This is a genomic window from Devosia sp. (genome assembly GCF_014860165.1).
Lineage (GTDB): Bacteria > Pseudomonadota > Alphaproteobacteria > Rhizobiales > Devosiaceae > Devosia.
The window spans coordinates 22,358-46,277 of sequence record NZ_JACZKG010000009.1 but is presented as its reverse complement, the minus strand read 5'-3'; the positions used below and the strand labels follow the sequence as shown (position 1 = coordinate 46,277).

The 23,920-nt window shown below is 64.6% G+C and carries 24 protein-coding genes; 14 read left to right on the top strand and 10 right to left on the bottom strand.

Annotation, left to right across the window (positions count from 1 at the left end; all coding sequences use genetic code 11):
- Window positions 1–14: 14 nt before the first annotated feature.
- Complete coding sequence (coxB, locus tag IH615_RS01920; protein ID WP_291359386.1) at window positions 15–938, bottom strand: cytochrome c oxidase subunit II; 924 nt, start codon at window positions 936–938, stop codon at window positions 15–17.
- Window positions 939–1,290: 352 nt separating this feature from the next.
- Between coxB and IH615_RS01915 the strand changes: the two genes are divergently transcribed.
- Together IH615_RS01915 and IH615_RS01910 are read left to right on the top strand one after the other, a co-directional pair.
- Entirely contained in the window at window positions 1,291–1,779 is a 489-nt protein-coding gene (locus tag IH615_RS01915) for an invasion associated locus B family protein (RefSeq protein ID WP_291359455.1), read from the top strand.
- A gap of 15 nt (window positions 1,780–1,794) precedes the next feature.
- Window positions 1,795–2,049: a PilZ domain-containing protein gene (locus tag IH615_RS01910; protein WP_291359384.1), complete on the top strand. Its 255-nt coding sequence runs from the start codon at window positions 1,795–1,797 to the stop codon at window positions 2,047–2,049.
- A gap of 175 nt (window positions 2,050–2,224) precedes the next feature.
- Here the strand turns inward: IH615_RS01910 and IH615_RS01905 are convergent, their stop codons facing one another.
- Window positions 2,225–2,479 carry a hypothetical protein gene (locus IH615_RS01905; protein WP_291359382.1) on the bottom strand — a complete coding sequence of 85 codons (255 nt, stop codon included), beginning with the start codon at window positions 2,477–2,479 and terminating at the stop codon, window positions 2,225–2,227.
- Between the two features lie 151 nt (window positions 2,480–2,630).
- On the opposite strand from IH615_RS01905, the gene IH615_RS01900 reads away from it, so the two are divergent.
- The 4 genes from IH615_RS01900 to IH615_RS01885 are packed head-to-tail and all read left to right on the top strand — an operon-like array spanning window position 2,631 to window position 6,595.
- Window positions 2,631–3,518: a LysR family transcriptional regulator gene (locus IH615_RS01900; protein WP_291359380.1), complete on the top strand. Its 888-nt coding sequence runs from the start codon at window positions 2,631–2,633 to the stop codon at window positions 3,516–3,518.
- A gap of 41 nt (window positions 3,519–3,559) precedes the next feature.
- Window positions 3,560–5,173, top strand: coding sequence for an exodeoxyribonuclease VII large subunit (gene xseA / locus IH615_RS01895; protein ID WP_291359379.1), 1,614 nt, complete (start codon window positions 3,560–3,562; stop codon window positions 5,171–5,173).
- 49 nt (window positions 5,174–5,222) lie between these two features.
- Window positions 5,223–5,444, top strand: coding sequence for a DUF2093 domain-containing protein (locus tag IH615_RS01890; RefSeq protein ID WP_291359378.1), 222 nt, complete (start codon window positions 5,223–5,225; stop codon window positions 5,442–5,444).
- A gap of 2 nt (window positions 5,445–5,446) precedes the next feature.
- The gene (locus tag IH615_RS01885) at window positions 5,447–6,595 is read left to right on the top strand and encodes a hypothetical protein (protein ID WP_291359376.1); all 1,149 of its coding nucleotides are present in this window, start codon (window positions 5,447–5,449) and stop codon (window positions 6,593–6,595) included.
- 151 nt (window positions 6,596–6,746) lie between these two features.
- Here the strand turns inward: IH615_RS01885 and IH615_RS01880 are convergent, their stop codons facing one another.
- Both IH615_RS01880 and IH615_RS01875 read right to left on the bottom strand, forming a co-directional pair.
- The gene (locus tag IH615_RS01880; RefSeq protein ID WP_291359374.1) at window positions 6,747–6,989 is read right to left on the bottom strand and encodes a DUF4170 domain-containing protein; all 243 of its coding nucleotides are present in this window, start codon (window positions 6,987–6,989) and stop codon (window positions 6,747–6,749) included.
- Window positions 6,982–7,842 carry a 3'(2'),5'-bisphosphate nucleotidase CysQ gene (locus tag IH615_RS01875; RefSeq protein ID WP_291359372.1) on the bottom strand — a complete coding sequence of 287 codons (861 nt, stop codon included), beginning with the start codon at window positions 7,840–7,842 and terminating at the stop codon, window positions 6,982–6,984. The genes IH615_RS01880 and IH615_RS01875 overlap by 8 nt, the downstream gene beginning before the upstream one ends.
- A 267-nt stretch (window positions 7,843–8,109) precedes the next feature.
- Here IH615_RS01875 and IH615_RS01870 point away from each other — a divergent pair, with 267 nt between their 5' ends.
- Window positions 8,110–8,625 (top strand): DUF6101 family protein, encoded by a 516-nt coding sequence (locus tag IH615_RS01870; RefSeq protein WP_291359370.1) that lies wholly within the window; start codon window positions 8,110–8,112, stop codon window positions 8,623–8,625.
- 141 nt (window positions 8,626–8,766) lie between these two features.
- Here IH615_RS01870 and ubiA read toward each other — a convergent pair whose 3' ends face one another.
- Window positions 8,767–9,702 (bottom strand): 4-hydroxybenzoate octaprenyltransferase, encoded by a 936-nt coding sequence (ubiA, locus tag IH615_RS01865; protein WP_291359368.1) that lies wholly within the window; start codon window positions 9,700–9,702, stop codon window positions 8,767–8,769.
- Window positions 9,703–9,849: 147 nt separating this feature from the next.
- Between ubiA and IH615_RS01860 the strand changes: the two genes are divergently transcribed.
- The 4 genes from IH615_RS01860 to IH615_RS01845 all read left to right on the top strand — a co-directional run bounded on the left by IH615_RS01860 (window position 9,850) and on the right by IH615_RS01845 (window position 14,534).
- Window positions 9,850–10,590: a 16S rRNA (uracil(1498)-N(3))-methyltransferase gene (locus IH615_RS01860; protein ID WP_291359366.1), complete on the top strand. Its 741-nt coding sequence runs from the start codon at window positions 9,850–9,852 to the stop codon at window positions 10,588–10,590.
- A gap of 75 nt (window positions 10,591–10,665) precedes the next feature.
- The gene (locus IH615_RS01855) at window positions 10,666–12,036 is read left to right on the top strand and encodes a glutamate--cysteine ligase (protein WP_291359364.1); all 1,371 of its coding nucleotides are present in this window, start codon (window positions 10,666–10,668) and stop codon (window positions 12,034–12,036) included.
- 199 nt (window positions 12,037–12,235) lie between these two features.
- Window positions 12,236–13,510 (top strand): phosphoribosylamine--glycine ligase, encoded by a 1,275-nt coding sequence (gene purD, locus IH615_RS01850; protein ID WP_291359362.1) that lies wholly within the window; start codon window positions 12,236–12,238, stop codon window positions 13,508–13,510.
- Entirely contained in the window at window positions 13,443–14,534 is a 1,092-nt protein-coding gene (locus IH615_RS01845; RefSeq protein WP_291359360.1) for a patatin-like phospholipase family protein, read from the top strand. Before purD ends, IH615_RS01845 begins: the two co-directional genes overlap by 68 nt.
- On the opposite strand, the gene IH615_RS01840 is transcribed toward IH615_RS01845, so the two are convergent.
- Window positions 14,531–15,004, bottom strand: coding sequence for a DUF5680 domain-containing protein (locus IH615_RS01840; RefSeq protein ID WP_291359359.1), 474 nt, complete (start codon window positions 15,002–15,004; stop codon window positions 14,531–14,533). The two genes, IH615_RS01845 and IH615_RS01840, sit on opposite strands and share 4 nt — an antisense overlap.
- A 62-nt stretch (window positions 15,005–15,066) precedes the next feature.
- Window positions 15,067–15,498, bottom strand: a complete 432-nt coding sequence (locus IH615_RS01835; protein WP_291359358.1) for a nucleoside deaminase — start codon at window positions 15,496–15,498, stop codon at window positions 15,067–15,069.
- 260 nt (window positions 15,499–15,758) lie between these two features.
- Between IH615_RS01835 and mutL the strand changes: the two genes are divergently transcribed.
- The 3 genes from mutL to IH615_RS01820 all read left to right on the top strand — a co-directional run bounded on the left by mutL (window position 15,759) and on the right by IH615_RS01820 (window position 19,474).
- The gene (gene mutL / locus IH615_RS01830) at window positions 15,759–17,558 is read left to right on the top strand and encodes a DNA mismatch repair endonuclease MutL (RefSeq protein WP_291359357.1); all 1,800 of its coding nucleotides are present in this window, start codon (window positions 15,759–15,761) and stop codon (window positions 17,556–17,558) included.
- Between the two features lie 359 nt (window positions 17,559–17,917).
- Entirely contained in the window at window positions 17,918–18,337 is a 420-nt protein-coding gene (locus IH615_RS01825) for a hypothetical protein (RefSeq protein ID WP_291359355.1), read from the top strand.
- Window positions 18,338–18,544: 207 nt separating this feature from the next.
- Window positions 18,545–19,474 carry a tetratricopeptide repeat protein gene (locus tag IH615_RS01820; protein WP_291359353.1) on the top strand — a complete coding sequence of 310 codons (930 nt, stop codon included), beginning with the start codon at window positions 18,545–18,547 and terminating at the stop codon, window positions 19,472–19,474.
- Window positions 19,475–19,604: 130 nt separating this feature from the next.
- On the opposite strand, the gene edd is transcribed toward IH615_RS01820, so the two are convergent.
- From edd to zwf, 3 genes are all read right to left on the bottom strand, one after another.
- Window positions 19,605–21,419 (bottom strand): phosphogluconate dehydratase, encoded by a 1,815-nt coding sequence (gene edd, locus IH615_RS01815; RefSeq protein ID WP_291359351.1) that lies wholly within the window; start codon window positions 21,417–21,419, stop codon window positions 19,605–19,607.
- Between the two features lie 123 nt (window positions 21,420–21,542).
- The gene (pgl, locus tag IH615_RS01810) at window positions 21,543–22,238 is read right to left on the bottom strand and encodes a 6-phosphogluconolactonase (protein WP_291359349.1); all 696 of its coding nucleotides are present in this window, start codon (window positions 22,236–22,238) and stop codon (window positions 21,543–21,545) included.
- A 177-nt stretch (window positions 22,239–22,415) separates the two neighbouring features.
- Window positions 22,416–23,897, bottom strand: a complete 1,482-nt coding sequence (zwf, locus tag IH615_RS01805; RefSeq protein ID WP_291359347.1) for a glucose-6-phosphate dehydrogenase — start codon at window positions 23,895–23,897, stop codon at window positions 22,416–22,418.
- Window positions 23,898–23,920: the final 23 nt, after the last annotated feature.

Below are 23,920 nucleotides of genomic sequence, written 5' to 3'. Positions count from 1 at the left end.
CCCTGACCCTTTTGTTACTGCACGGCCACGAGCGTGGCGTTGGCGGCGGCATAGTCGCCGCCCTCGAACGCCGCGATGAAGGCCGCGAATTCTTCCTTGGTGACCACGCGCACGGCGATGGGCATGAACGCATGGTCCTTGCCGCACAGCTCCGAGCACTGGCCGTAATAGATGCCCGTCTCGCGCGCATTGAACCAGGTCTCGTTGAGACGGCCGGGCACGGCGTCGATCTTGATGCCGAATGACGGCACGGCGAAAGCATGGATAACGCCGGTCGGATCGGCGGTGACCTGGACACGCACCGTCGTATCCACCGGGACGACGAGTTCGTTGTCGACCGCCAGCAGGCGCGGCTGGCCCGGCTTGGTAGCCGCGCGGTCTTCTTCATTGAGCATGAAGGAATCGAAGAACAGCCCCTGGTCCACATACTCGTAAGACCAGGACCACTGTACGCCGGTCACCTTGACGGTCAGCTCGGGCGCCGGAACCTCGACTTCGCCGAACGAGAAGATGTTGGCGCCCAGATACTTGCGCTCGCCATCGGGCGTCGTCAGCTGGTCGCTCAGCACGCCGAAGGAGGGGATAGCGATGATGATGAGAATAACGACCGGCAGGACCGTCCAGACGATTTCGACCAGCGTATTGTGGGTGAAGCCGGCCGGGACAGGGTTCCGCTTGGCATTGTAGCGGAACATGATCCATACCAGCAGCGCCAGCACGAAGACCACGATCAGGCTGATGGTCCACATCAAGATGCCATCATGGAAGCTGGTGATCGAGTCCATGATCGGGGTCACGGAGCGCTGCAGGTGATACTGGCCGGGCAGCGGATGGCCCGCTGCGGTGCCAACTTCTTCCTGCGCGGTGGCCAAAGCCGGGATCAGCGCCATTGCGGCTGCCGAAAGAGCCCCCATCTTTCTCAAGAACTGCCCGGTCACCTAAACCCCCTGTCGACTTCCATTTGGTGTGTCCACACCGGGATTGAGGGGGCGAAAACAGCGGCATAGCAAACGCCGCCCCGACTCAACCTCGGAGCGAAAAACTCTTCCTTGACCTAAATCACATCGCAAAGGCCAAGTCCATTGCAGCGAGCGGCGCGGCGACTGCGTCATATTGTGCGCCAGCCCCACGGGAACACGCCTCATCCCCGCCGCAGTTTGACCGCATATCCCCAGCATTTCCGGGCGTTGGTTGACTTGGTCCCCTGCCTGTCGGAAACAGGAAAGGCCTCGCGCTAACGCGCGATTCGTCGGGAGAATTGACAGAGTGAAGCGGATTGTGAAGCGTCGTCTGGCCGGGCTGGGCCTTGCTCTGGCCGCCATCGTGAGTGCGACAGGCGCGGGCCTCGGCCAGGGCGTCGTGCGCGCGCAGTACGGCGATTGGCAGATGAGCTGCGACACGCCGCCCGGAGCCAGCTTCGAGCAATGCGCCATCATCCAGAATGTGATGGCCGAGGACCAGCCCAATGTCGGCCTCTCGGTCATTGTGCTCCGCACGGCCGATCGCGAGGCGCGCCTGCTGCGCGTGCTGGCGCCGCTGGGCGTGTTGCTCCCAAACGGGCTTGGCCTCAATGTCGACGGCAAGGATATGGGCCGCGTGGCCTTCGTGCGCTGCCTGCCCAATGGCTGCGTGGCCGAAGTCGTGCTGGACGACAGCCTGATCGAGACGCTGTCAGCTGGCACGGATGCCATTTTCGTCGTCTTCAAGACCCCGGAAGAGGGCATCGGCATTCCCGTGTCGCTCAATGGCTTCAAGGACGGGTTCGCCCAGCTCCCCTAGTCTGGAGAGTCCAGCATGACGGAAGATCATCGCGTCGCCCCACGCCAGCGCGTGCTCAAGGGTGGCCGCATCGTCATCAACGATGGCTTTTCGACCTTCCAGTGTACCGTGCGAAACCTGTCCGCAACTGGAGCGCGACTCAAGGTCGCCGGTGTTGTCGGCATCCCCGATGCCTTCGAGCTGCTGATGGATGATGGGCGCCGGTTTGCCTGCATCGCCAAGTGGAAGACCGAGTTCGAGATCGGCGTAGAATTCGACCCGACGGCCTGACGAAAAAAGCCGGACAAGCGCCCGAGGCGCCGGTCCGGCAAGTCATCAGGAAACGGGACCGGCGGCAAAACCGGCCCGGGAGATGGCACGAGCGCTCGAAAACGATTGTTCGTACCAACGGGGAGGCGCCGGCTGGAGGTCGATGCCGGCGCAAGCTCGAATTTAGGGTGATCGATCAGGCGCGGGCGTTGCGGGCGCGGGCGGCGTTGAGGATCGGGGCGTGCGACTTGGCCGCCAGGGCAGCGGTGATGTCGTTGCGCGAAATACCCAGATCGTTCAGCCTGGCATGATCGAGTTCCAGCAGGGCCGACAGCGCTACCCGACGGGCACGGGCGGCTTTTGCCTTGGCGATCCAGCGCACGAATGCGGCAAACGGATTGGCGGGCGTGGCGGCCGCAAGTGACCGCTCGCCGGGAAGCGAGAGAGCCATGGTAATCTCCAAACATGTGGTTGTGCCGGGGAGGCCGGCGGGTTCGCCGCGAGGTCTTTGCGTCGATGATGATGTGATAGCGCTCTGGACATCCATTCGTCCAACAAATAGATTTCATCTGCCTTATCAATTCGAGTGATGGAACATCGCGATGACCGCACCCCTCGATCTCGACCAATTGCAGAGCTTCTGTGCCATTGCCGATTGCGGCAGCTTTACCGAGGCGGCGCGCCGGGTGAACAAGACCCAGTCCGCCGTCTCCATGCAGATCAAGCGCCTGGAAGAGCGGCTCGGGCAGACGCTGCTGACGCGCGATGGGCGCAGCGTGACGCTGACCCTGCATGGCGAGGCACTCTATTCCCGCGCCCGCAAGATGCTGCGGACCAATGCCGAGATACTCGACCACTTCTCGGATGGCGACCTGGCGGGTTCGATCCGCTTCGGCGTGCCCGACGATTATGCCGTGCGCCTGCTGCCGGTGATTCTGTCCAGTTTCCAGCGGACCCATCCCCGAATTGCGGTCGATGTGAGCTGCATGGCCTCCGAAGAACTGCTGCAGGGCATGCGGGCGGGACGCTACGACCTGATCGTCTTCACCCAGGGCACCGAGCAGAATTTCGGTGAGCTGTTCCGCACCGAGCGCATGTTCTGGGTGGCCAGCCATGGCGGCCGGGCCCTGGCCAGCGAACCACTCGCCATTGCCTGCGGCCCCAATTGCTGCATCTGGCGCAAGGATGCCATGGAACAGCTCGACCGCACCGGCAAGGACTATCGCATTGCCTATACGTCCTCCAACGCGACCGCCATTTCGAGCGCCGTGCTGTCCGACCTCGCCGTCGGTTTCTTGCCGGAGAGTGCGTTGCAGCCCGGGATGCGCGTCATCAGTGACGAGCAGAGCCTGCCGCGCCTGGCCGATGCCCAGATCGCCCTGATGCGCGCCAGCCACGCCTATGGAGGCATTTATGATGCCCTGGCCAATCATATCGTGCAGTCGATGGGCAACCTGCCCGCGCCGCGCCAGGCCGAGGCAGCGGAATAGCGCGGGCTTGACCTGACACATTCGATGTCGCACCAGATGGCATGGCCGAGATCCTTACCAACGCCCCCGAATTTTCCGTCAGCGAGATCGCCCAGGCGGTCAAGCGCACCGTCGAGGACGAGTTCGGCCATGTGCGGGTGCGGGGCGAAATTTCCGGCTATCGCGGCCAGCATGCTTCCGGCCACGCCTATTTCACGCTCAAGGACGAGAATGCGTCGATCGACGCGGTCGTCTGGAAGACCAGCTATGCGCGCCTGACCTTCAAGCCGCAGGAGGGGCTGGAGGTCATCGCCACCGGAAGGCTCACCACCTTCCCCCGCTCGAGCAAGTACCAGATCGTCATCGAAAATATCGAGCCGGCCGGCGCCGGGGCGCTGATGGCGCTGCTCGAAGAGCGGCGGCGCAAGCTCCATGCCGAGGGCCTGTTCGCGCGGGAGCGCAAGCGCCCCCTGCCCTATCTGCCGCGCGTCATCGGTGTCATCACCTCGCCCACCGGGGCGGTTATCCGCGATATCCTGCATCGACTGGCCGATCGCTTCCCCAGCCATGTGCTGGTCTGGCCGGTGCGTGTGCAGGGCGAGACCTGCGCGCCAGAGGTGGTCAACGCCATCGAGGGATTCAACGCGCTGCTGCCCGATGGCCCCATCCCCCGCCCGGACCTGCTGATCGTGGCACGCGGCGGCGGCTCGATCGAGGATCTGTGGGGCTTCAACGAGGAGGCGGTGGTCCGCGCCGTCGCCGCCAGCGGCATTCCCGTCATCTCCGCCGTGGGGCACGAGACCGATACGACGCTGATCGACTATGCCTCGGACATGCGCGCGCCGACGCCGACGGCTGCCGCCGAAGCGGCGGTGCCGGTGCGGGCGGAACTGGTCGGCTATGTCGATGATCTGGGCGCGCGGCAGCGCCAGGCCAGCCGCCGCATTGCCAGCACCGCACGGGACCGGTTTCGCGCGGCGGCGGCGGGCCTGCCCCGGCCCGGTGACCTGGTCTCGGGCCAGCGGCAACGGCTCGACCATGCCGCCAGTAACCTCCTGGCCTGCCTGCGCCATTCGGTGCAGGACCGGCGCGTGCACCTGGCCCGCGTGGAGCCGCGCCTGACGCCGCACCTGCTGCTGCGCCGGCAGACCGAACTGGGTGAACGTCTCGGGAACCTGTCGCCTCGCTCCGACAACGCGGTGCGCAAAACCGTCGATCGCGCCCGCTTCACCTATGATCCAAAGGCCACACGCCTGGCCGCAGCCACCGCCCAGTCGCTGGAGCGCAAGCATGCCCAGCTTGCTGCAATCGGCCCCAAGCTTTCTCCGGGCACGCTTAGGGCTGAAATCCGCCACGGCCAGGCCCAGCTCAGCCCGCTGGCGACGCGGCTCTATGCCAGCATGCTGCAGGGGCTGACCCTGCGCGGCGCGACGCTGGCGCAGGCCGGCAAGCTGTTGGGGTCGCTGAGCTACAAGAGTGTGTTGGCGCGCGGCTATGCCGTGATCAAGGATGACCAGGGCAATCTTGTGCATCAGCGCGACGGGCTCAAGCCGGGCGATATGGTGGCTATCGAGTTCGCCGACGGCGCCGTGGGCGCGACGATTGCGGGCAGTCCGGTCATAAAGAAGAAATCACGACCTCAATCTGACCCGGATCGTCAGGAAAGCCTCTTTTGATCGAGCCCATAGCTCGCTATATCGGGGCAAAGGTTGAAGGAATGCCCGCATGAACATCTTCGACAAGGGCTTTGCGCCCACAGAGGCAGTCATCCGCTATGTCGATGGCGACTATGTTGTCCTCAAGCCCGGCAGCTTCGTCCGCTGCGCCATCACCCAGAAGCCGATCCCGCTCGACGAGCTGTTCTACTGGAGCGTGGACCGGCAGGAGCCCTATGCCGATGCCGTGGCGGCCCATACCGCCTTCGAGCGCTTTGGCCGCGGGGCCTGAAGGTGGAGGCCGAAGCGTCGGGCCGAAGCCGATTTCTGTTCATTTCCAATGGCCATGGCGAGGATGCGATTGCGGCGGCTGTCGCAGCGCGCCTGCCTGATACGGTTGCGGTCGAAGCCTATCCCATGATCGGGTCGGGCAATGCTTATGCCGGCGTCTGCCCCATTGTCGGGCCGCGCGCCACGCTGGCTTCCGAGGGCTGGCGCAATGTGAAGGGCTCGCTGCGGCGCGATATCGCTACGGGCGGCCTGGCGACGGTGCCCCCGGCCCTCGATTTCCTGCGCAAGGTCAAAGGCAAGTATGACCGCGTGGTCGTGGTCGGTGACATGGTGGGGGTATTCGCCTGCTATTTCTCGGGCCATCGCGGTCTCACCTATCTCGACGTCTACAAGACGGGCGCGGCCCGGCTCTATGCGGCGCCCGAACGCTGGGCCATCAAGCAGGCCTGCAAGACGGTGTTCTGCCGCGCCGACAACCTGGCGCGGACGCTGGAGCATATCGGCGTCGATGCCCGCTCGGCCGGTAATGTGATGATGGATGCCATTCCCTATGGCGATTACGACGCCCGGGCTCGGCGCAGCCGGGCCCTCGCTGTGACCCTGCTGCCGGGCAGCCGGGCCCTGACATCGGAGAGTTTTGCGCTCCAGGTCGATGCCCTGCGCAGCCTGCCCGCGGAGATGCGTCCCGATGTGTTCCTGGCGGTTGCGGGCAGCGTCAGCGTGGATGAACTGGCGCGCAAGACCGGGCTCAAGCGTACGCCCATGCTCAGCGCCGAGCCGTCCGACCTGGGTGAATTGTCCGATGGGGACCTCACCATCCACATGGCGCGGGGCGGCGCCATGGGAAACCTGCTCGCGGCCTCCGATGTGGTGCTGTCGCAGGCGGGCACGGCGACGGTGCAGGCACTGGGCCTGGGCAAGCCCGCCATCACCTTCGTCAATCCCCGCGACCGCCGCTCCCGCTTCACCGACGAGCAGATGCTGTTCGGCGAGGCCCGTACGGTGGTGAATGCGGAGGCGCCGGCTATTGGCGCGGCCTTGCGAAAGCTGCTGTCCGACGACGAAGAGCGGCGGCGCCTGGGCAATATCGGCCGCCAGCGCATCGGCGGCCCGGGAGCCATGCACGCGATCATCGACGCGCTGATGGGGTAACTGAACCCCTTCACCTCTCCCCCAGGGGGAGAGGTCGACCGCCTTCGGTCGGGTGAGGGGGCCTTCCCCCAAAACCGAGCCACGAATAGGCCCCCTCACCCGGCGCTACGCGCCGACCTCTCCCCCGAAGGGAGAGGTGAAGGGAAGGCGGTTAAGCCTTGTGGGTTTCCGGCTCGAGCAGGCGGTGCAGGTGGACGATGAAATAACGCGTCTGGGCGCTGTCGACCGTCATCTGCGCCTTCTGCTTCCACACTGCATAGGCGGCGGCATAGTTGGGATAGAGCCCAACGATGTCGACCTTGTCGAGATCGGCGAAAGTCACGCCTTCCAGGCTCGACAGCTCGCCGCCAATCACAAGGTGCAGCAGCTGCTTGGTGGTTTCTTCTTTAGCCATCGGTCAGGTCCGTGTGTGAAGGAATGGGCAGGTCCGCTGCACCTGTCTCGGCCGGGCAGCCATAGACCTTGATCAGCGCCGCGTGGACGTGCGGTTTTAGGCTCATGTCGCCGAGCGCCGCAAGCGCTCCATGGCGCACATCTCGTTTGTTGAATCTGGGGTAGCCGGCGCAGACATCGGCGATGTGGGCGCCGCATTCGTCCAGGATCACGGTTGCAGCAGCAATATCCCAATCCTGGCTGCCGCGGCGGTTGGCGACCGCATCGAGCTTGCCGGTCGCTACCTGCACCAGCCGGTAGGCGAGCGAGGGATAGTAGGGACCACGGGTATAGACGAGCCCGGCCGCCTGCATCTCCTGGTGCACCGCTCCGGCGGCGGGAATGATCGGGGCGGCGCCGGCCCGGCGGCTGCGCTGGATGAGCCTGCCATTGAGACGCGCGCCCTCGCCCCGTGCCGCGTCATACATTTCGTCGCGGACAGGCGCATAGACCACGCCGGCCACCGGCACGCCGTTCTCAACCACGGCCAGCGATACGGTCCAGCTGTCCTCGCCGCGCAGGAAGCCACGGGTGCCGTCGATGGGATCGACCACGAACACCCGCTCGCAATCGAGGCGGCTGGGATTGTCGACCGTCTCTTCGCTGAGCCAGCCATAATCGGGTCGGGCGTGCAGCAGCGAGGCGGCCAGGTAGCGATCGACCATGATATCGGCCTCGCTGACCGGAGAAGCATTCTCCTTGGTCCAGCTTCTGACGTCGCGACGGAAGAAACCGCTGGCAATGATGCCGGCCGCGACCGCCGAGGAGCGGAGCAGTTCCAGATCGTCGCTATAGGTGGTCGCGGGCGCAGGCATTGCCGGCCTTTTAGGCCGGGCGCGGGCCGCGGGCAAGGGCCGCGCCGCGTGGCGTGATCTGCCGGCGAAATGTGGCAGGGTTAACACCCCGCCACGTGGCTGGGTTAACCGCTCCCTACTGGGTGCAAGACCCTGCTAACCCTCTCGGAAAACAAGATAAACTTAACCGAACCGATTAAGGGGGCAGGTAAGGGGGCGGGGTATGGTGGGCCTACAAAAGAGAGCACCAAAAACCAGCTCTCGAAGTTGACAGGAAGGCGAATTCAAATGGTTCATGGTGTCGCGTTGGAAGGGACCTCGGTCATTCTCGCATTCGGCCGCCCCACGCTGGCGGAGCGCCGCTTCGTGGCGGCGAACGACAATGGCCCCCGGGATCCCGTCAAGACCGTTACCGTGCGCCGCATGCTCGAGCAGAGCGGCGTGGCGATCAAGGTGAAGGTGCCGGTCACCGAATTCATCGGCGTCGCCGTGGCGACCCGCATTTCCGAGGAAGGCGTGCTGACGAGCTCAATCGAGCTGGTCCATTCCGACAGCGAGCTGAACTATCAGGTGTTCGAGGAAGAGGGCAATCACAGCGTCGTCGCCGAATGGCAGAACTGGGGCAAGAAGCTCCGCCTGCCGCTGTTCATCAAGGCCGGTGATGGTGCCTACATGCCCTATAGCCAGCAGGTCGATGGCGTGATGGTCGGCGGCAATCAGAGCCGCCGCAAGCTGGCTGCCGAAGCCGGTCGTCGCCCGCGCTTCCTCAACCGCCGTAAGCCGGGCATGCAGCCCGACGCATAAGTTTCTGCCCTCCAAAGCACGTCAAAGGGGTCGACCGGTGGTGCGGTCGGCCCCTTTGACGTTTGGGGTCCATTGGTTAGCAGACTGTCAGCATCTGGTGTGACCGATAGGCCTAAAACCACAGCAGAGTGGCACCCCCAATCACCATACCCACTCGGCCAGCAGCGCCAGGGCAATGACGATGCCGACATATTTGTTGCTGTCGAAGCGGAACCGGGGATTATCCGGCACCGCGGCATCCACCGTCCACACCTGCCAGGTGAACAGCGCGACCGCCACGAGCGACAGGGCGGCGAAGACAATGCCGCTGCCGGCCAACAGGGCTGCCACGTTCCAGAGCACGAAGGCCCCGGCATAGAGCGTGGCGACGGCGGGCTTCACATGCTCGCCGAACAGACGCGCGGTGGATTTGACGCCGACCAGGGCGTCATCCTCCACATCCTGCAGCGCATAGATCGTATCATAGCCGATGACCCAGAGGATTGTTCCGGCATAGAGCAGGACCGGCGCCCAGCCCAGGCCACCGGTCTGCGAGCTCCAGCCGACCAGTGCGCCATAGGAGAAGGCGAGGCCGAGAAAAGCCTGCGGCCACCAGGTGACCCGCTTCATGAATGGATAGATGGCCACCAGCACCAGCGAGGCGACGCCGGCCCAGACGGTGAAGCGGTTGAACTGGAACAGCACGACCGAGCCGAGCAGGGCCTGGGCAATCAGGAAGGCCAGGGCATCGCGCGCCGTGACCTGCCCTGAAGGAATCGGGCGAAGACGGGTGCGGGCGACCTGCATGTCGATGTCGCGGTCGACGATATCGTTGAAGGTGCAGCCGGCGCCACGCATCAGGATGGCTCCAACAAGCATGAGCACGGCGCCCCACCAGTCAAAGCCCAGGGCCGGATTGGCAATGGCGGCGAGGCCAAGGCCCCAGGCGCAGGGCCAGAACAGCAGGTAGAAGCCGATCGGCCGGTCCCAGCGGGCCAGCCGCGCATAGGGCTTGAGCCAGTCGGGAGCATAGCGATCGACCCAGTTGCCGGATTTGGCGTCTGGGACGGGAGTGGGTTGCTGGCCGGGTTCGCTCATTCAATCACCGCGTCATTCCCGCGAAGGCGAGAATCCATTCCTCCTGAATAGACCAGCGTGGCTGGCCGGTAAAAGCGCGAATGGGCGCAGCTTCAAAGAATAGATTCCCGCCTTCGCGGGAATGACGTGGTGGTGTATGAGCAAAACATGCCCCGCACCCATGCCGCCCTGCCCCGCCTGTTCGTCACCCCCGACCTCGCCGGGGGAACCCAGCTCAACCTGGGCAAGGAGCAGTCGCTTTATCTGGCGGCGGTGCTGCGCAAGAGCGTGGGCGACGAGGTGGTGCTGTTCAATGGACGCGACGGCGCCTGGCTCGGCCGGCTGGTCAGCGACTCCAAGAAGTCGGTAACGCTCGAACTGGTCGAGCAAATCGCCGAGCAAACGCCGGTATCGGATCTCTGGTATGGCTTTGCCCCACTCAAGACCGAGCGGCTGGATTATGTGATCCAGAAGGCGGTGGAGATGGGCGCCGGCACCATCCAGCCAGTGCTCACCCGCTTCACCCAGGTCGCCCGGCTCAAGCATGAGCGGCTGGTCGCCAATGCCATCGAGGCTGCCGAGCAATGCGAAGTGCTCAGTGTGCCCAAGGTCGAAGCCGAGGTGACGCTGGAGCGGTTGCTCGATGCCTGGCCGGCGGACCGCACCCTTGTTCTGGCCGATGAAGGTGAAGCGTCGTCATCGCCCGTCGAGGCACTGAACGCGCTCAGGGGGCACAAGGTGGGCCTGCTTGTCGGCCCCGAAGGCGGATTTTCCGACGAGGAGCGGGCCAAGCTGCGCGCCCTGCCCTTTGTCGTGCCCATTAGCCTCGGCCCCCGCATCCTGCGGGCCGACACCGCCGCAGTCGCTGCGCTAGCCGTGATTCAGGCTATCATCGGTGATTGGCGATAAAAGGCGATTGCTTTCGGCCCGTGCAACGCTATGTTCCCGGCCAGCATTTGAACCTTCACCGTCCGAGGACAACTTATGGCTGGTGCCGAAACCTACTCGCCCCCGATTGAATCGCGGGCGGACCTGATCGAGGTCATGTCGCGCGGCTGCAAGCCCGAAAGCGAATGGCGCATCGGCACCGAGCACGAAAAGCATGTTTTCCACACCAATCCCCTGCGGCCGGTAGCCTATGAAGGTCCCAATGGCATCAGGGCCCTGCTCGACGGTATGGCCAAGCGTACCGGCTGGGAGCCCTTCTACGACGAAGGCAACCCGATTGGCCTGTGGGACACGGTCGCCCATGGCGGCATTTCGCTGGAGCCGGGCGGTCAGTTCGAGCTGTCGGGGGCGCCGCAGCCGGACCTGCATGCCACGGCCGCCGAAACCGAAGAGCATATGCGCCTGGCCAGGGAAGTCGCGGCCCCCCTCGGCATCCATTTCCTGGGCCTGGGGGTCACCCCGCTGTGGAGCGTCGCCGAAATCGAGCGCATGCCCAAATCGCGCTACGGCATCATGGCGCCCTATATGGACACTGTGGGGACGCTGGGGACATCGATGATGTTCCGCTCGGCCACCGTGCAGACCAATCTCGATTTTTCCAGCGAGGCCGACATGGTCAAGAAGCTGCGGGTCGGGCTGGCGCTGCAGCCGGTCGCCACGGCTTTGTTTGCCAATTCACCCTTCTCGGAAGGCCGCGACAGCGGCTATCTCAGCTTCCGCAGTCATATCTGGCTCAATACCGACGACAGCCGCACCGGCATGCTGCCCTTCGTGTTCGAAGAGGGCTTCGGCTTCGAGCAATATGCCGACTATGCACTTGATGTGCCGATGTATTTCGTCATCCGCGATGGCAAATATGTCAATGTCGCCGGCGAGAGCTTCCGCGACTTCCTTGAGGGCAAGCTGCCGCAATTGCCCGGCGAGAAGCCGACGCGCCGGGACTGGAACTACCACCTGGGGACGATCTTCCCCGAAGTGCGCCTCAAGCAGTATCTGGAGATGCGCGGCGCCGATATGGGCGACGAGAAGTCCATCACCGCGCTTTCAGCCTTCTGGACGGGCCTGCTCTATGACGCGGTATCGCTCGAAGCGGCCTATGAACTCATCGAGCCGTGGAGCCGCGAGGAGCGCGACCGCATCCGGCGTGAAGTGCCGCGGCTGGGCCTGATGACCCCGCATGATCGCTCCAACCTCTATGACGTCGCCGCCCAGGCCGTCGGCATTGCCGAGGCGGGCCTGGTTCGCCGCAATCGTCGCAATGACCAGGGCAAGGATGAGAGCATCCACCTCGCCCCGCTCGAGGAAACCATCCGCCACGCCAAATCGCCGGCCGAACGCTGGCTGGACAAATATCGCGGCGAATGGAACGGGGACCTGACCCGGATTTTCAAGGAAGCCGAGATCTAAGTTCTTTCTCACCTCTCCATTTGGGGGAGAGGTCGACCGTCTTCGGTCGGGTGAGGGGGCCTTTCTTGGCCGGGTGTTCGGGGAAGGCCCCTCACCCGCGCGACGCGCCGACCTCTCCCCCAAAAAGGGAGAGGTGAAGAAGCTCTTGCCTCTCCAGCACTCATCGTGCATCACGCCACAACAGCGGTGGAGGCACAGTATGCGGGTTCTGGTGATCGGGTCGGGTGGGCGCGAGCATGCGCTGGCGTGGAAGATTGCCCAATCACCTGACCTGACCAAACTCTTTGTCGCCCCGGGCAATGGCGGCACCGGCGCGGTGGCGGAAAACCTGCCGGTCGACATTACCGACCACGCGGCCGTGGTGGCCCTGTGCCACGAGCACCAGATCGACTTCGTCGTGGTCGGCCCGGACGCTCAGGTGGTGGCGGGGCTCGGCGACGATGTGCGTGCTGCCGGCTTCACCTGCTTCTGCCCCAGCAAGGCTGCCGGCCAGCTCGAGGGGTCCAAGGGCTTCACCAAGGCGCTGTGCGACGAGATGGGCATTCCCACCGCCGCCTATGGCCGCTTCGACAATGAGGCGGCGGCTTTGGCCTATCTCTATACACAGGGCGCGCCCATCGTCATCAAGGCCGACGGGCTGGCGGCCGGCAAGGGCGTGACCGTTGCGATGACCGTCGAGGAGGCCGAGGAAGCCATTGTCGACTGCTTTGCCGGGGCGTTCGGTGCGTCCGGCGCCGAGGTGGTTATCGAGGAATTCATGGAGGGCGAGGAGGTGAGCCTCTTCGTGCTGTGCGACGGCAAGGACATCCTGCCGCTGACGACCGCACAGGACCACAAACGCGCCTTTGACGGCGATGCCGGCCCCAATACGGGTGGCATGGGCGCCTATTCTCCTGCCCCCGTCATGACTCGAGAAATCTATGACGACGTCATCGAGCGCATGATCTGGCCGACGGTCAGGGGCCTGGCCGCGCGGGGCACGCCCTATCAGGGTGTGTTCTTTGCCGGACTGATGCTCACCCCCGATGGCCCCAAGCTGGTGGAATACAATGCCCGGTTCGGCGACCCGGAAACGCAGGTGATGATGATGCGTATGGAGAGCGACCTACTGCCGCTGCTGCATGCCACGGCGACCGGCGCGCTGGCCGGACATGACGTCACCTGGAAGGAGCAGTACGCCTTGACCGTGGTCATGGCGACGCAGGGCTATCCAGGCGCCTATGGCAAGGGCTCGGAAATCCGCGGCGCCGATGCCATCGACAGCGATACGCTTCATGTGTTTCACGCCGGAACGCGTCGCGATGGTGAACGTTTACTTGCCACCGGCGGTCGCGTTCTCAACGTCACCGCCCTGGGCGGGGACGTGAAGGAGGCGCAGAGCCGTGCTTACGCAGGCGTGGACCAGATTGATTGGCCAGAGGGTTTTTGCCGCCGAGACATCGGCTGGCGCGAGCTCGCCCGCACCACGTCTTGAACCCTTCCTAAACTTCAGCGGCGTACCCTACCTCAAGACCGTCTTTGACGAGACGCCGCCGCAACGCAAGCCAACACCGCTGCAGAAGCGCGGCCTGGCGCTCGCCGAACGGCTGCGCAGCCAGGGCGAGGAGCGGGGCAGCATGCATGTGATCTCTGGACCTCGGATCGGAATTGCGCTTGGCGGCGGCTCGGCGCGCGGCCTGACGCATATCCCCTATATCGAAGCCATGGACGAGCTGGGACTGAAGCCGGCGGTGATTTCGGGCACCTCCATTGGCGCGCTGATCGGCGCCGGCTGGGCCGCGGGAATGACCGGCAAGGAATTGCGCGAGCATTCCTATGAGGTGCTGGGCACCATGCGCACCATTGCCACCAAGCTATGGGCCACCCAGATCCGCGGCATTGGCGGCATTCTCAAGAACGGGATTTCGATGCAGCTCGATGCCACCAGCATCGTCGACGCATTCATTCCGCAGGGCTTCCCGCTGGAGTTCAAGGAGCTGAAGGTGCCGCTCTATGTGGTGGCGACCGATTTTCAATCCTGGCACCAGGTGGTGTTCAATACCGGCCTGCTGCGGCCGGCCATTGCCGGCTCCATTGCCATTCCGAGCCTGTTCAAGCCGGTGGTCTATGCCAATCACATCCTGGTCGATGGCGGCGTGGTCAATCCGCTGCCGCTCGACCAGGCCGATATCGACACCGATTTCCTCATCGGCATCGACGTCAACGGCGATCCCTCGGAGGGCATTGCCAAGACCGATCACAAGGCGATCGATATCTGGTTCGGCTCGGCCCAGATCATGATGCATTCGCTGACCGCGCATATGATGGCCGCTTATCCGCCCGACATCTATATCCGCCCGCATGTCGCCAATTTCGGCGCTCTCGAATTCTGGCGCGTGCGCGAGATCGTGGCCCATGCCGAGGTCGAAAAGGAGCGCTTCAAGCGCATCCTGGCCGAGAAGATCGATGCCTATATTGCCGGGCAGGTCGAGGTGATCGACAGCAATCCGAACGACTAGGGCTTTACTAGGCCGCCGTAATAATCGAGCGCATAGGCCTCACGCCCCTCGACCGTGATGACCTCGCGGCCATGAAAATGGGCGACATCGCCGGTGCTGCTGTCGATATAGGTCCCGTGAGCGCCCGACCATTGGAAGCCGCCGAGAAACCGGCCCTCCGCATACATGGCTGACAGTGCCGCCTTGATGGTCTCGCCGGCACGCTGGCCGTCGATCAGTCCAGGCAGCACGATATGGCCATAGTAGTTCATGGCCCAGACCGGCTCGTCCTCGAACCAGGTCACCTCCTGCCCGAGGAAATCGGTGCCGCCGAAATAGCTGTCGAGATAGCGCCAAGGCCCATCGGACCAGGCGAGGTCATGCGCGCCGGGTCGGCTAGCGCCGACCTTGGTCCCGCCGCCCACATAAGTTGCGGCCTTGGCTTTGACGATGATGTCGTTGAGCAACCTGATATCCATCTCGTCCCCCATGGTCTGCTTCGACGAGATTAACCGATCCGCTGCCAGGAGTTGTCAGGAGCCGCAAGGCCTGCCTAGGGCCGCAAAGCCCGGAAGAAATCGCGCAGCATGGCTTCCGAGCGGGAGGCGCCGAGGCCGCCGATGACTTCTGGGCGGTGATGGCAGGTCGGTTGCTCGAAGAGCCGAATGCCATTTTCCACCGCGCCGGCCTTGATATCCTCGGCGGCGAAGTAGACGCGGCGCAGGCGCGTATGGGCGATGGCACCAGCGCACATGGCGCAGGGCTCGAGCGTCACATAGAGGTCGCAGCCGTCCAGGCGCCCGGTGCCGCGGGTCGTCAGCGCAGTCCGGATCGCCAGCATTTCGGCATGCGCGGTAGGGTCGTTGAGTGCCTTCATCCGGTTGCGCTCGGCGGCGAGGACGGTGTCGCCGTCCATCACCACGGCACCGACCGGCGCTTCGCCATGGGTGGCGGCCTCTTCGGCGAGGGTGAGGGCAAGGTCCATGGGGGAAGGATTGGGCATAGGGAGGGTGTAGCGGGTGGTGCGAGAGGGCTCAAGAGCTGAGGCATCGGAGTTCCCCCTCCTAACCTCCCCCTAATAGGGGGAGGAATCCGGCCGGCGGGGTGGGGCAGTGTCGTGCCCCAAACTCGATCTGTCCTCCCCCTTTCAGGGGGAGGTTAGGAGGGGGCATTCGCAGGAATACGCAAATCCCGGTCGGAAACCCGCGTCCCCTACCCTATATTCCCCCTCCAGGAGAATCGCCCTTGCCCATCCGTCAGCTGCCCGAAGACCTGATCAACCGCATCGCCGCCGGCGAGGTGGTGGAGCGGCCTGCCAGCGTGGTCAAGGAGTTGGTGGAAAATGCCATCGATGCGGGCGCCAGCCGGATCGTGGTGACCACGGCAGCCGGCGGCAAGGGGCTGATCCGCATCGAGGATGACGGCCACGGCATGGACCGCGCCGACCTTGTCCTGTCGGTGGAGCGGCATGCGACATCCAAGCTCAGCGAGGACGAGCTGGACGATATCCGCACATTGGGGTTCCGCGGCGAGGCCCTGGCCTCGATCGGCTCGGTGGCAGAACTCAGCATCGCCTCGCGCACCGCGCAGGCCGATAGCGGGCTGCGGCTCGAGGTGCGCAATGGCGTGCGGTCCGGCCCGGTGCCGCAGGCGATGAACCGGGGCACCATTGTCGAGGTGAAGAACCTCTTCGCCAAGGTGCCGGCGCGACTCAAATTTCTCAAGTCAGACCGGGCCGAAGCAGGCGCGATCACCGATGTGGTCAAGCGACTGGCCATGGCCAATCCGGCGGTGCATTTCGTGCTCAATGGCAGCGACCGAACGGCCAGCAACTGGCCGGCGGTATCGGGCGCAGGGGCGCTGCAGGCGCGGCTGGGCCAGGTGATCGGCGACGACTTCGCCCGCAATGCGGTGACGCTGGCGTCGAGCCGCCATGGCGTGGTGGTGGCGGGGCTGGCGGGCCTGCCGACCTATACGCGGGCCAATTCGCTCAGCCAGTTCTACTTCGTCAACGGCCGCTCGGTGCGCGACAAGGTGCTGGTCGGCGCCATTCGCGCCGCCTATGCCGACTATACGTTCCGCGACCGCTTTCCGGTCGTGGCGCTCTATATCGCCGTCGATCCCGGCGAGGTGGATGTGAACGTGCACCCGGCCAAGGCCGAATTGCGGTTTCGCGATGCCGGGGCGGTGCGCAGCGCGGTGATACGGGCGATCGGGGAGGCGCTGACGGCGGCCGGGTTCAAGGCTTCGGCCACGGTGGCCGAGGATGTGCTGGGGGCGTTCACGGCGCCGGCCTATGAGAGCGCCGAAGCGCCGGCATTCCGTGCGCCGCAACAGGCTTCTGCCTGGGGCGGGTCCAGCATGCGCGCCGCGCCCGACAATGGCTGGGCATCACCGCGGCTGGACGGCTTCACCGAGCCCAGCGCGCGGGTCGAGGCCGAGCCCTCCCCTGCCTTTGCCGAGTACCCGCTCGGCACGGCGCGGGCGCAGATGTTCGACAATTTCATCATCGCCCAGAATGGCGAGGGCCTGCTGCTGGTGGACCAGCATGCGGCGCATGAGCGGCTGGTCTATGAGCGGTTCAAGGCGCAACTGGCCTCGGGGCCCGTGCCGAGCCAGGCGCAATTGATCCCCCTGGTGATCGAGCTGCCGGAGGAGGACTGCGCCAGGCTCGAAGAGGCAGCGCCGGAGCTCGAGCGCTTCGGGCTCTATCTCGAGCGCTTCGGCCCGCGCGCCATTGCGGTGCGCGAGACCCCTGCCCTCCTCGGCAATTCCGACATCGACGGCCTGGTACGCGACGTCGCCGACGGCCTCGCCGAATGGGATTCCATCGCCGCTGTCAGCGACCGCATGGAAGCCATCATCGCCCGCATGGCCTGCCACGGCTCGGTGCGGTCCGGCCGGCGGCTGCGGGTCGACGAGATGAATGCCCTGCTGCGCGACATGGAGGCGACGCCCCATTCCGGCCAGTGCATCCACGGCCGGCCGACCTATGTCGAGCTCAAGCAGAAGGATATCGAGCGGCTGTTCGGGCGGAGCCGGTAACCGCCGATGCGGATGATTCGCAAAGGTTAACGAATCACTCTCGACTCGGATTTTTGTTCATGCAATGTTCCTTTGAACAAAGGGGGAACAATCATGCGTGACTATACAGTCGGACCTTGGCCCAGCGCAGGTATCAAGTCCCACCCGCCCTGACCGGCGGAGTCGTTCAGCAATAAACGCCAAGCAATGCGGCCCAGACGACCCCGCTGCGGAGGTCTGATGCTTCCTTCGGGCCTGATCTAAGCATCAGCCTGGACGCAATCGCCATTGCCGCCTGAGAAGGACCGCGCGCCTGCCAACAGCCCGCGGATCGATGCGGCGCGTCCGGCCAACCCCATCACGCGACTACAGGAGAAACCATGCGCGTCAGCATGTTATTGCTCGGTACCTTGTCGTTGTTCATCGGTTCGGCCAGCGGCCAGGATTGGCAAGGGCCAATGGGGACCTTTGCTGGAGGATTCAACCCTTCGGGTGCGAGCGAATACAGCCTGGCGGTTCTGGAGAGAGCCGCGTCGCTTGGGCAACGCGAGGCATCGGCGCAGCTGGCGGTAATGTTGCAGGATGCCGCGGACGTCGAGGACAATCTCGTCAAATCGGCGCTGCACTTTCAGGCCGCCATTGCTGCGGGCTGCAGCGACCTCGACATCCTGGCCGCCCACGTCGTCGGGCGGCTATCCGGGGAACAACGGGCGGCTTACGAGCGCGACTTGCCGCATTGGGCCCCGGCGACGGCGGCTGGACCCGACCCGCGCCTCAAAGGCCCCTGCCTGCACTGGTAGCGACGTCGGTCGGCGCCGCGCTACAACACGCGCCGCCGTGCGCAATGGTGGCCGATGTCAGCAGGGGGTGGACGAGATGATTGCCCTGCTGCGGGATATGGAAGTGACGCCCTATTCAGGACAGTGCATTCTTGGGGGCCGACCTATGTCGAGCTCAAACAGAAGGGTATGGAGCCGCTGTTTGGAAGAGGTTGGTAAGGAGGTTGCATGCGCTGGCTGGTTACAATCGTGGTCGTGCTCGTGGTCTGGGGTACATCCGCGACAGGGGGTGAGTGGGAGGACGCAATGGCGGCCTTCGACGCAGAACGCTTTGATGAAGCATTTTCGCTCATGACGCCGCTGGCCAAAGCCGGCCATATGGGCGCGCAGGACAAGCTCTTTCACTTGTACTACTATGGTGAAGGCACTGCGATGGACCGCGTGGAGGCTTGGTTCTGGGCGCAACGGGCGGCCGACCAGGGCAGCGCATTGGGACAGTTCAACCTGGGTACGGTCATCCTAGCCGGAGCCGCCCCTGGCGTTCACAGCAACACCGAAGCGATGCGTTGGCTCCGGCTTTCAGCCGATCAGGGATACGGTCCTGCCCTCAACAATCTGGCAATATTGCTAGGAGCGGCAGACGGCGACCGGGACATTGCGACGTTGGTGAGTCTGGCGACCAAGGCGGCAGAGCAGGACATGCCGGAAGCCCTATTTGCAATGGCGATCGCTCATCTGCGCGGGACACCGCCTTACGTGCGGGACTCGGACCTTGCGGGAACATTTCCGATCGACGAGGCATTGGCAGCCGACCTTTTGAGCCGCGCAGCAAGACAGTGGCACCTCGACTCTCTGGTTCTGCTGGCTGGACAGAACATGCGTCGCGACGCGCCGACCGCCGTTCTCTACTTGCGGGTTGCGGCCAGCAAGGGATGCCTTGCCGCCGGACCGCTGTTGCAGCTCGCCATGGCGCAACTTGACACTGAAGAGCTCCTCGCCTCCGATCAGCGGACCAGGGACTGGATGTCGGACAATCCCGACCCAAAGAGGCACGACCACTCAAATTTCGGGGTCCAGGGCGCCTGCCGCATGTCGGTGCTGGACCTGCTGAAACCCTTGGGACCCGCTGCAGGCGCCGGTCCAAGAGTGCAAACGTGACCCGAGCAGGGCTGGCGAACCCCTCCTGGCAGCGGCATGGACCGGATCGACGTAGCCGAATTCGGTGGTGGTGGCGTTGCCAGCCGCACCACGCCGTGGCACCAGTGGCAACTCCTGGCGAAGCGGGTTGCTACTGGAACACGCTCGCCCCGCGATCGGCCACGCCGACCAGGCTGCGGAACCCGGCGAAGAGTTCGCGGCCCATGCCGTAATGCTGGCTGCGCAGGTCCTCGGTGGCTGGCGTGCGCGAGCGGAATTCCTTTTCGTCGCCGAGGAAGGTCAGGGTGCCTTCGTTGGCGTCGAGGCGGATCATGTCGCCGTCGCGGATCTTGCTGATCGGGCCGCCATCGACCGCTTCTGGCGTCATGTGGATGGCGGCTGGCACCTTGCCCGAGGCGCCGGACATGCGGCCATCGGTGAGCAGGGCGACCTTGAAGCCGCGATCCTGCAGGATGCCGAGCGAGGGCGTCAGCTTGTGCAGCTCGGGCATGCCCAGGGCACGAGGACCGGAGAAACGGACCACGGCGATCATGTCGCCATTGAGTTCACCTGCCTTGAATGCTGCCTGGAGGCCCTCCTGGCCGTGGAACACCTTGGCAGGGGCCTCGATGACGCGGTGCTCGGGCTTGACGGCCGAGACCTTGATCACGGAGCGACCCAGATTGCCGGTCAGCAGCTTGAGGCCACCGGTTTCCTGGAAGGGCGTCGCCACCTTGGTCAGCACCTTGGGCAAAGCCGATTCCTTGGGCGCGGCCTCGAAGGTCAGCTTGTCCTCAATCAGCTTGGCCTCGACCTTGTAACCGGACAGGCCATCGCCCCAGACGGTCTTGACGTCCTCGTGCAGGTGGCCGCTTTCGAGCAGTTCCTGGATGAGGAAGCCCATGCCGCCGGCAGCATGGAAGTGGTTCACGTCTGCCACGCCATTGGGATAGACGCGGGCCAGCAGCGGCGTCGCGTCGCTGAGGTCGCTCATGTCGTCCCAGGTGACATGCAGGCCTGCGGCGGCGGCAATGGCGATCAGGTGCATGGTGTGGTTGGTCGAGCCGCCCGTGGCATGCAGGCCCACCAGACCATTGACGATGGCCTTCTCATCGATGATGTGGCCGACCGGGGTATAGTTGTTGCCCAGAGCGGTCAGCGACAGCGCGCGCACGGTGGCCTCGCGAGTGAGTGCGTCGCGCAGCGGCGTGCCGGGATTGACGAAGCTGGCGCCCGGCAGGTGCAGGCCCATGATCTCCATCAGCATCTGGTTGGAATTGGCGGTACCATAGAAGGTGCAGGTGCCGGCCGAATGGTAGGACTTGCTCTCGGCCTCGAGCAGTTCGGCGCGGCCGACCTTGCCTTCCATATAGAGCTGGCGGACCTTGGACTTTTCGTCGTTGGGCAGGCCCGAGGGCATTGGCCCGGCGGGCACGAAGACGGCCGGCAGGTGGCCAAAGGTCAGCGCGCCGATCAGCAGGCCCGGCACGATCTTGTCGCAGATGCCGAGGTAGACCGCCGCGTCGAACATGTTGTGGCTGAGCGAGATGGCCGTCGCCATGGCGATGACATCGCGGGAAAACAGGCTCAGGTCCATGCCCGGCTGGCCCTGGGTGACGCCGTCGCACATGGCTGGCACGCCGCCGGCAACCTGCGCCGTGGCACCGATGGCGCGGGCCGCTTCCTTGATGATGTCAGGGTAGAATTGATAGGGCTGGTGGGCGCTCAGCATGTCGTTATAGCTGGTGACAATGCCCAGGTTGAGCGCCTTGTTGCCGGCCAGAGCCGCCTTTTCGGAGGGCGTGCAGGCAGCGAAAGCATGGGCGAGGTTGCCGCAGGAGAGCACGGCGCGATTGACGCCTGCTTCGCGCGCGGCATCGAGACGACCGAGATAATCCCGACGGCTATCGCGGCTGCGCGCGGCAATGCGATCGGTGACATCCTGGATGGCCTGGCGGACAGACATGTGTAGCTCCTACTCTTTGCTGGGCACGTTCTCGAACCGGAAAAGTGGGGCCACTTTTCCTGACAACGCGCCGGCTGGAGCCTTTCGTGGCCTAAGCGGTCAATTGGGGACCGCGAAGGGGACTCAAGGGCACCAGTAGACAGTGACGGCGTGGCCGGACCGCAAGACGGCACGAATGGGCATGTCCTCAATGGGACCATCACCCAGAGCCGTGTCGAGAACGTCGGCCTTTTCCTCCCCCTCGATGTGAAGGTACAGCCCATCCGTGCGGAGGAGACGCGGAAGGGTAAAGGTGATGCGCGGTTCGCCCGCGCCGGGGGCGCGGATGGCGATGGCCGGGCCATCTGCTGTCAGCGCCTCGGACAGCGTATCGCCGCCGGGGAAGAAGCTGGCCGTGTGGCCGTCGCTGCCCATGCCCAGCACAACGGCAGCGAACGGCTCGGGCAGTTGAGCGAGAAGCGCATTGGTCCTGGCAACCGCCGCCGCGTCAGGCTCGTCGCCGCCCGAATAGAGCGGAAAAAAGCGCGCCGTGGCCGCGGGGCCCTGCAGCATGCGCTCGTTGACCAGGAGCGCATTGGAACGGCTGTTGGTCTCGTCCACCCAGCGCTCATCGACGAGGGTGACGATGACCTTGGACCAGTCGATATCCTTGGTCTTGCCTAAGGCCTGGAAGAAGCGGGCTGGGGTCGAACCGCCGCTCACCGCAATTGCAGCGGCGCCGCGCTCGGCTATCGCCGTACGGATGCGGTCGGCCACCGACTCGGCCAGTTCGATGGCCAGGGTGGGCTTGTCGGCGAATGTGCGGCGGTCGATGGTCATAACGTCCTACCTCTAGAGTCATCGGCTCTTTCGCCTCCCTCCCCTCGAGGGGAGGGACCGAGGGTGGGGGTCCATCGGTGAGCCACAAGACCACCCCCTCCCCAGTTTTACCAAGGCCCAGCGGGCCGGCGTCCGCTACCCTCCCCTCAAGGGGGTGGGTGGGCAAGAGTCGAACCTTTAGTTATCGTCCTCGTACCACGTCCGGCCGTCGCGTTCGATGAGCGCAATCGCCCCTGATGGACCCCAGGTGCCGGCGACATAGGACTGTGGTGGCTCACTCGAGCGGTCCCAGGCTTCGCGGATCGGGTCGACCCATTTCCAGGCCGCCTCGAGTTCGTCGCGGCGCATGAACAGGGTCTGGTTGCCGCGCACCACATCGAGCAGCAGGCGCTCATAGGCTTCCGGCGTCCGCTCGCTGAAGGTCTGGGCAAAGCTGAGGTTCAACGGCACTTCGCGCAGGCGCATGCCGCCCGGGCCCGGATCCTTGATCATCATCATCAGCTTGACGCCCTCGTCGGGCTGCAGGCGGATGATGAGCTTGTTGGCGCGCGGCGCGCCCTCGGCGTGATCGAAGATGGAATGCGGGATCGGCTTGAACTGGATGCAGATCTCGGACACGCGGTTGGCCATGCGCTTGCCAGTGCGGAAATAGAACGGCACGCCGGCCCAGCGCCAGTTTTCGACTTCGGCCTTGAGGGCCACGAAGGTCTCGGTGCGGCTGCCCTTCTTGTCGTCGGGCAGCTCGTCCTGATAGCCGGCAACCGAAGTGGTCTCGGATTTCACGCCCTTATACTGGCCGCGCACGGTGTTGCGGGACACCTCGCCATTGGTGATGGGCTTGAGGGCGCGAAGCACCTTGAGCTTTTCGTCGCGCAGCGCATCGGCATCGTCGGAGGCGGGCGGCTCCATGGCCACAAGGCACAGCAGCTGCAGCATGTGGTTCTGGATCATGTCGCGCAGGGCGCCGGATTCGTCGTAATAGCCACGCGTGCCGGCGCCGACCGATTCAGCCACGGTGAGCTGGACGTGGTCGATGTGGGCCGAATTCCAGATGGGCTCGAACAGGGCATTGGCAAAGCGGAGGGCCAGCAGGTTCTGCACCGTCTCTTTGCCGAGGTAGTGATCGATGCGGTAAACCTGATCTTCCTTGAAGATCTTGGCTACGCCGTCATTGATCTCCATGGACGACGCCAGGTCATGGCCCAGCGGCTTTTCGATCACGACGCGGGCGTCGCGGCGATAGAGCTTGTTCTTGGAGAGGTAGTCGGCAATGGGCTCGAACAGGTCAGGCGCGACGGCCAGATAGAACGCGCGAACCACCTGTGGGTCGCTGCGGAGGGCCTTGCCCAGGTCGCCCGAGGCCTCCGGATTGCTGGCATCGACCGGCACATAGGAGAAGATCTTGATGAAGCGGTCGATGACCTTTTCGTCCTGATATTCCTTCTCGACGAAAGCGGTGATGGCGTCGCGTGCTGCCTTCCGGAAATCGGCATCCGTCAGCTTGGACCGCGAAGCGCCGATGATGCGGCTATTGTCGTCGAACTGGCCGTCCTTGAAGCGGTGATAGAGCGCAGGGATCAGCTTGCGCTTGGTCAGGTCGCCCGTGGCGCCGAACACCACATAGTCGAAAGGCTGGACGGGAATGATGCGGCTGGACAATGGGCTAGTCCCTGGTTGAGGCG

Excerpts from the sequence above, each read along its gene's own strand:
- IH615_RS01910 (WP_291359384.1), top strand. The coding sequence starts at position 1,795 with ATGACGGAAGATCATCGCGTCGCCCCACGCCAGCGCGTGCTCAAGGGT.
- IH615_RS01905 (WP_291359382.1), bottom strand. The coding sequence starts at position 2,479 with ATGGCTCTCTCGCTTCCCGGCGAGCGGTCACTTGCGGCCGCCACGCCC.
- IH615_RS01900 (WP_291359380.1), top strand. The coding sequence starts at position 2,631 with ATGACCGCACCCCTCGATCTCGACCAATTGCAGAGCTTCTGTGCCATT.
- xseA (WP_291359379.1), top strand. The coding sequence starts at position 3,560 with ATGGCCGAGATCCTTACCAACGCCCCCGAATTTTCCGTCAGCGAGATC.
- IH615_RS01890 (WP_291359378.1), top strand. The coding sequence starts at position 5,223 with ATGAACATCTTCGACAAGGGCTTTGCGCCCACAGAGGCAGTCATCCGC.
- IH615_RS01880 (WP_291359374.1), bottom strand. The coding sequence starts at position 6,989 with ATGGCTAAAGAAGAAACCACCAAGCAGCTGCTGCACCTTGTGATTGGC.
- IH615_RS01875 (WP_291359372.1), bottom strand. The coding sequence starts at position 7,842 with ATGCCTGCGCCCGCGACCACCTATAGCGACGATCTGGAACTGCTCCGC.
- IH615_RS01870 (WP_291359370.1), top strand. The coding sequence starts at position 8,110 with ATGGTTCATGGTGTCGCGTTGGAAGGGACCTCGGTCATTCTCGCATTC.
- ubiA (WP_291359368.1), bottom strand. The coding sequence starts at position 9,702 with ATGAGCGAACCCGGCCAGCAACCCACTCCCGTCCCAGACGCCAAATCC.
- IH615_RS01860 (WP_291359366.1), top strand. The coding sequence starts at position 9,850 with ATGCCCCGCACCCATGCCGCCCTGCCCCGCCTGTTCGTCACCCCCGAC.
- IH615_RS01855 (WP_291359364.1), top strand. The coding sequence starts at position 10,666 with ATGGCTGGTGCCGAAACCTACTCGCCCCCGATTGAATCGCGGGCGGAC.
- purD (WP_291359362.1), top strand. The coding sequence starts at position 12,236 with ATGCGGGTTCTGGTGATCGGGTCGGGTGGGCGCGAGCATGCGCTGGCG.
- IH615_RS01840 (WP_291359359.1), bottom strand. The coding sequence starts at position 15,004 with ATGGGGGACGAGATGGATATCAGGTTGCTCAACGACATCATCGTCAAA.
- IH615_RS01835 (WP_291359358.1), bottom strand. The coding sequence starts at position 15,498 with ATGGACCTTGCCCTCACCCTCGCCGAAGAGGCCGCCACCCATGGCGAA.
- IH615_RS01825 (WP_291359355.1), top strand. The coding sequence starts at position 17,918 with ATGCGCGTCAGCATGTTATTGCTCGGTACCTTGTCGTTGTTCATCGGT.
- IH615_RS01820 (WP_291359353.1), top strand. The coding sequence starts at position 18,545 with ATGCGCTGGCTGGTTACAATCGTGGTCGTGCTCGTGGTCTGGGGTACA.
- edd (WP_291359351.1), bottom strand. The coding sequence starts at position 21,419 with ATGTCTGTCCGCCAGGCCATCCAGGATGTCACCGATCGCATTGCCGCG.
- pgl (WP_291359349.1), bottom strand. The coding sequence starts at position 22,238 with ATGACCATCGACCGCCGCACATTCGCCGACAAGCCCACCCTGGCCATC.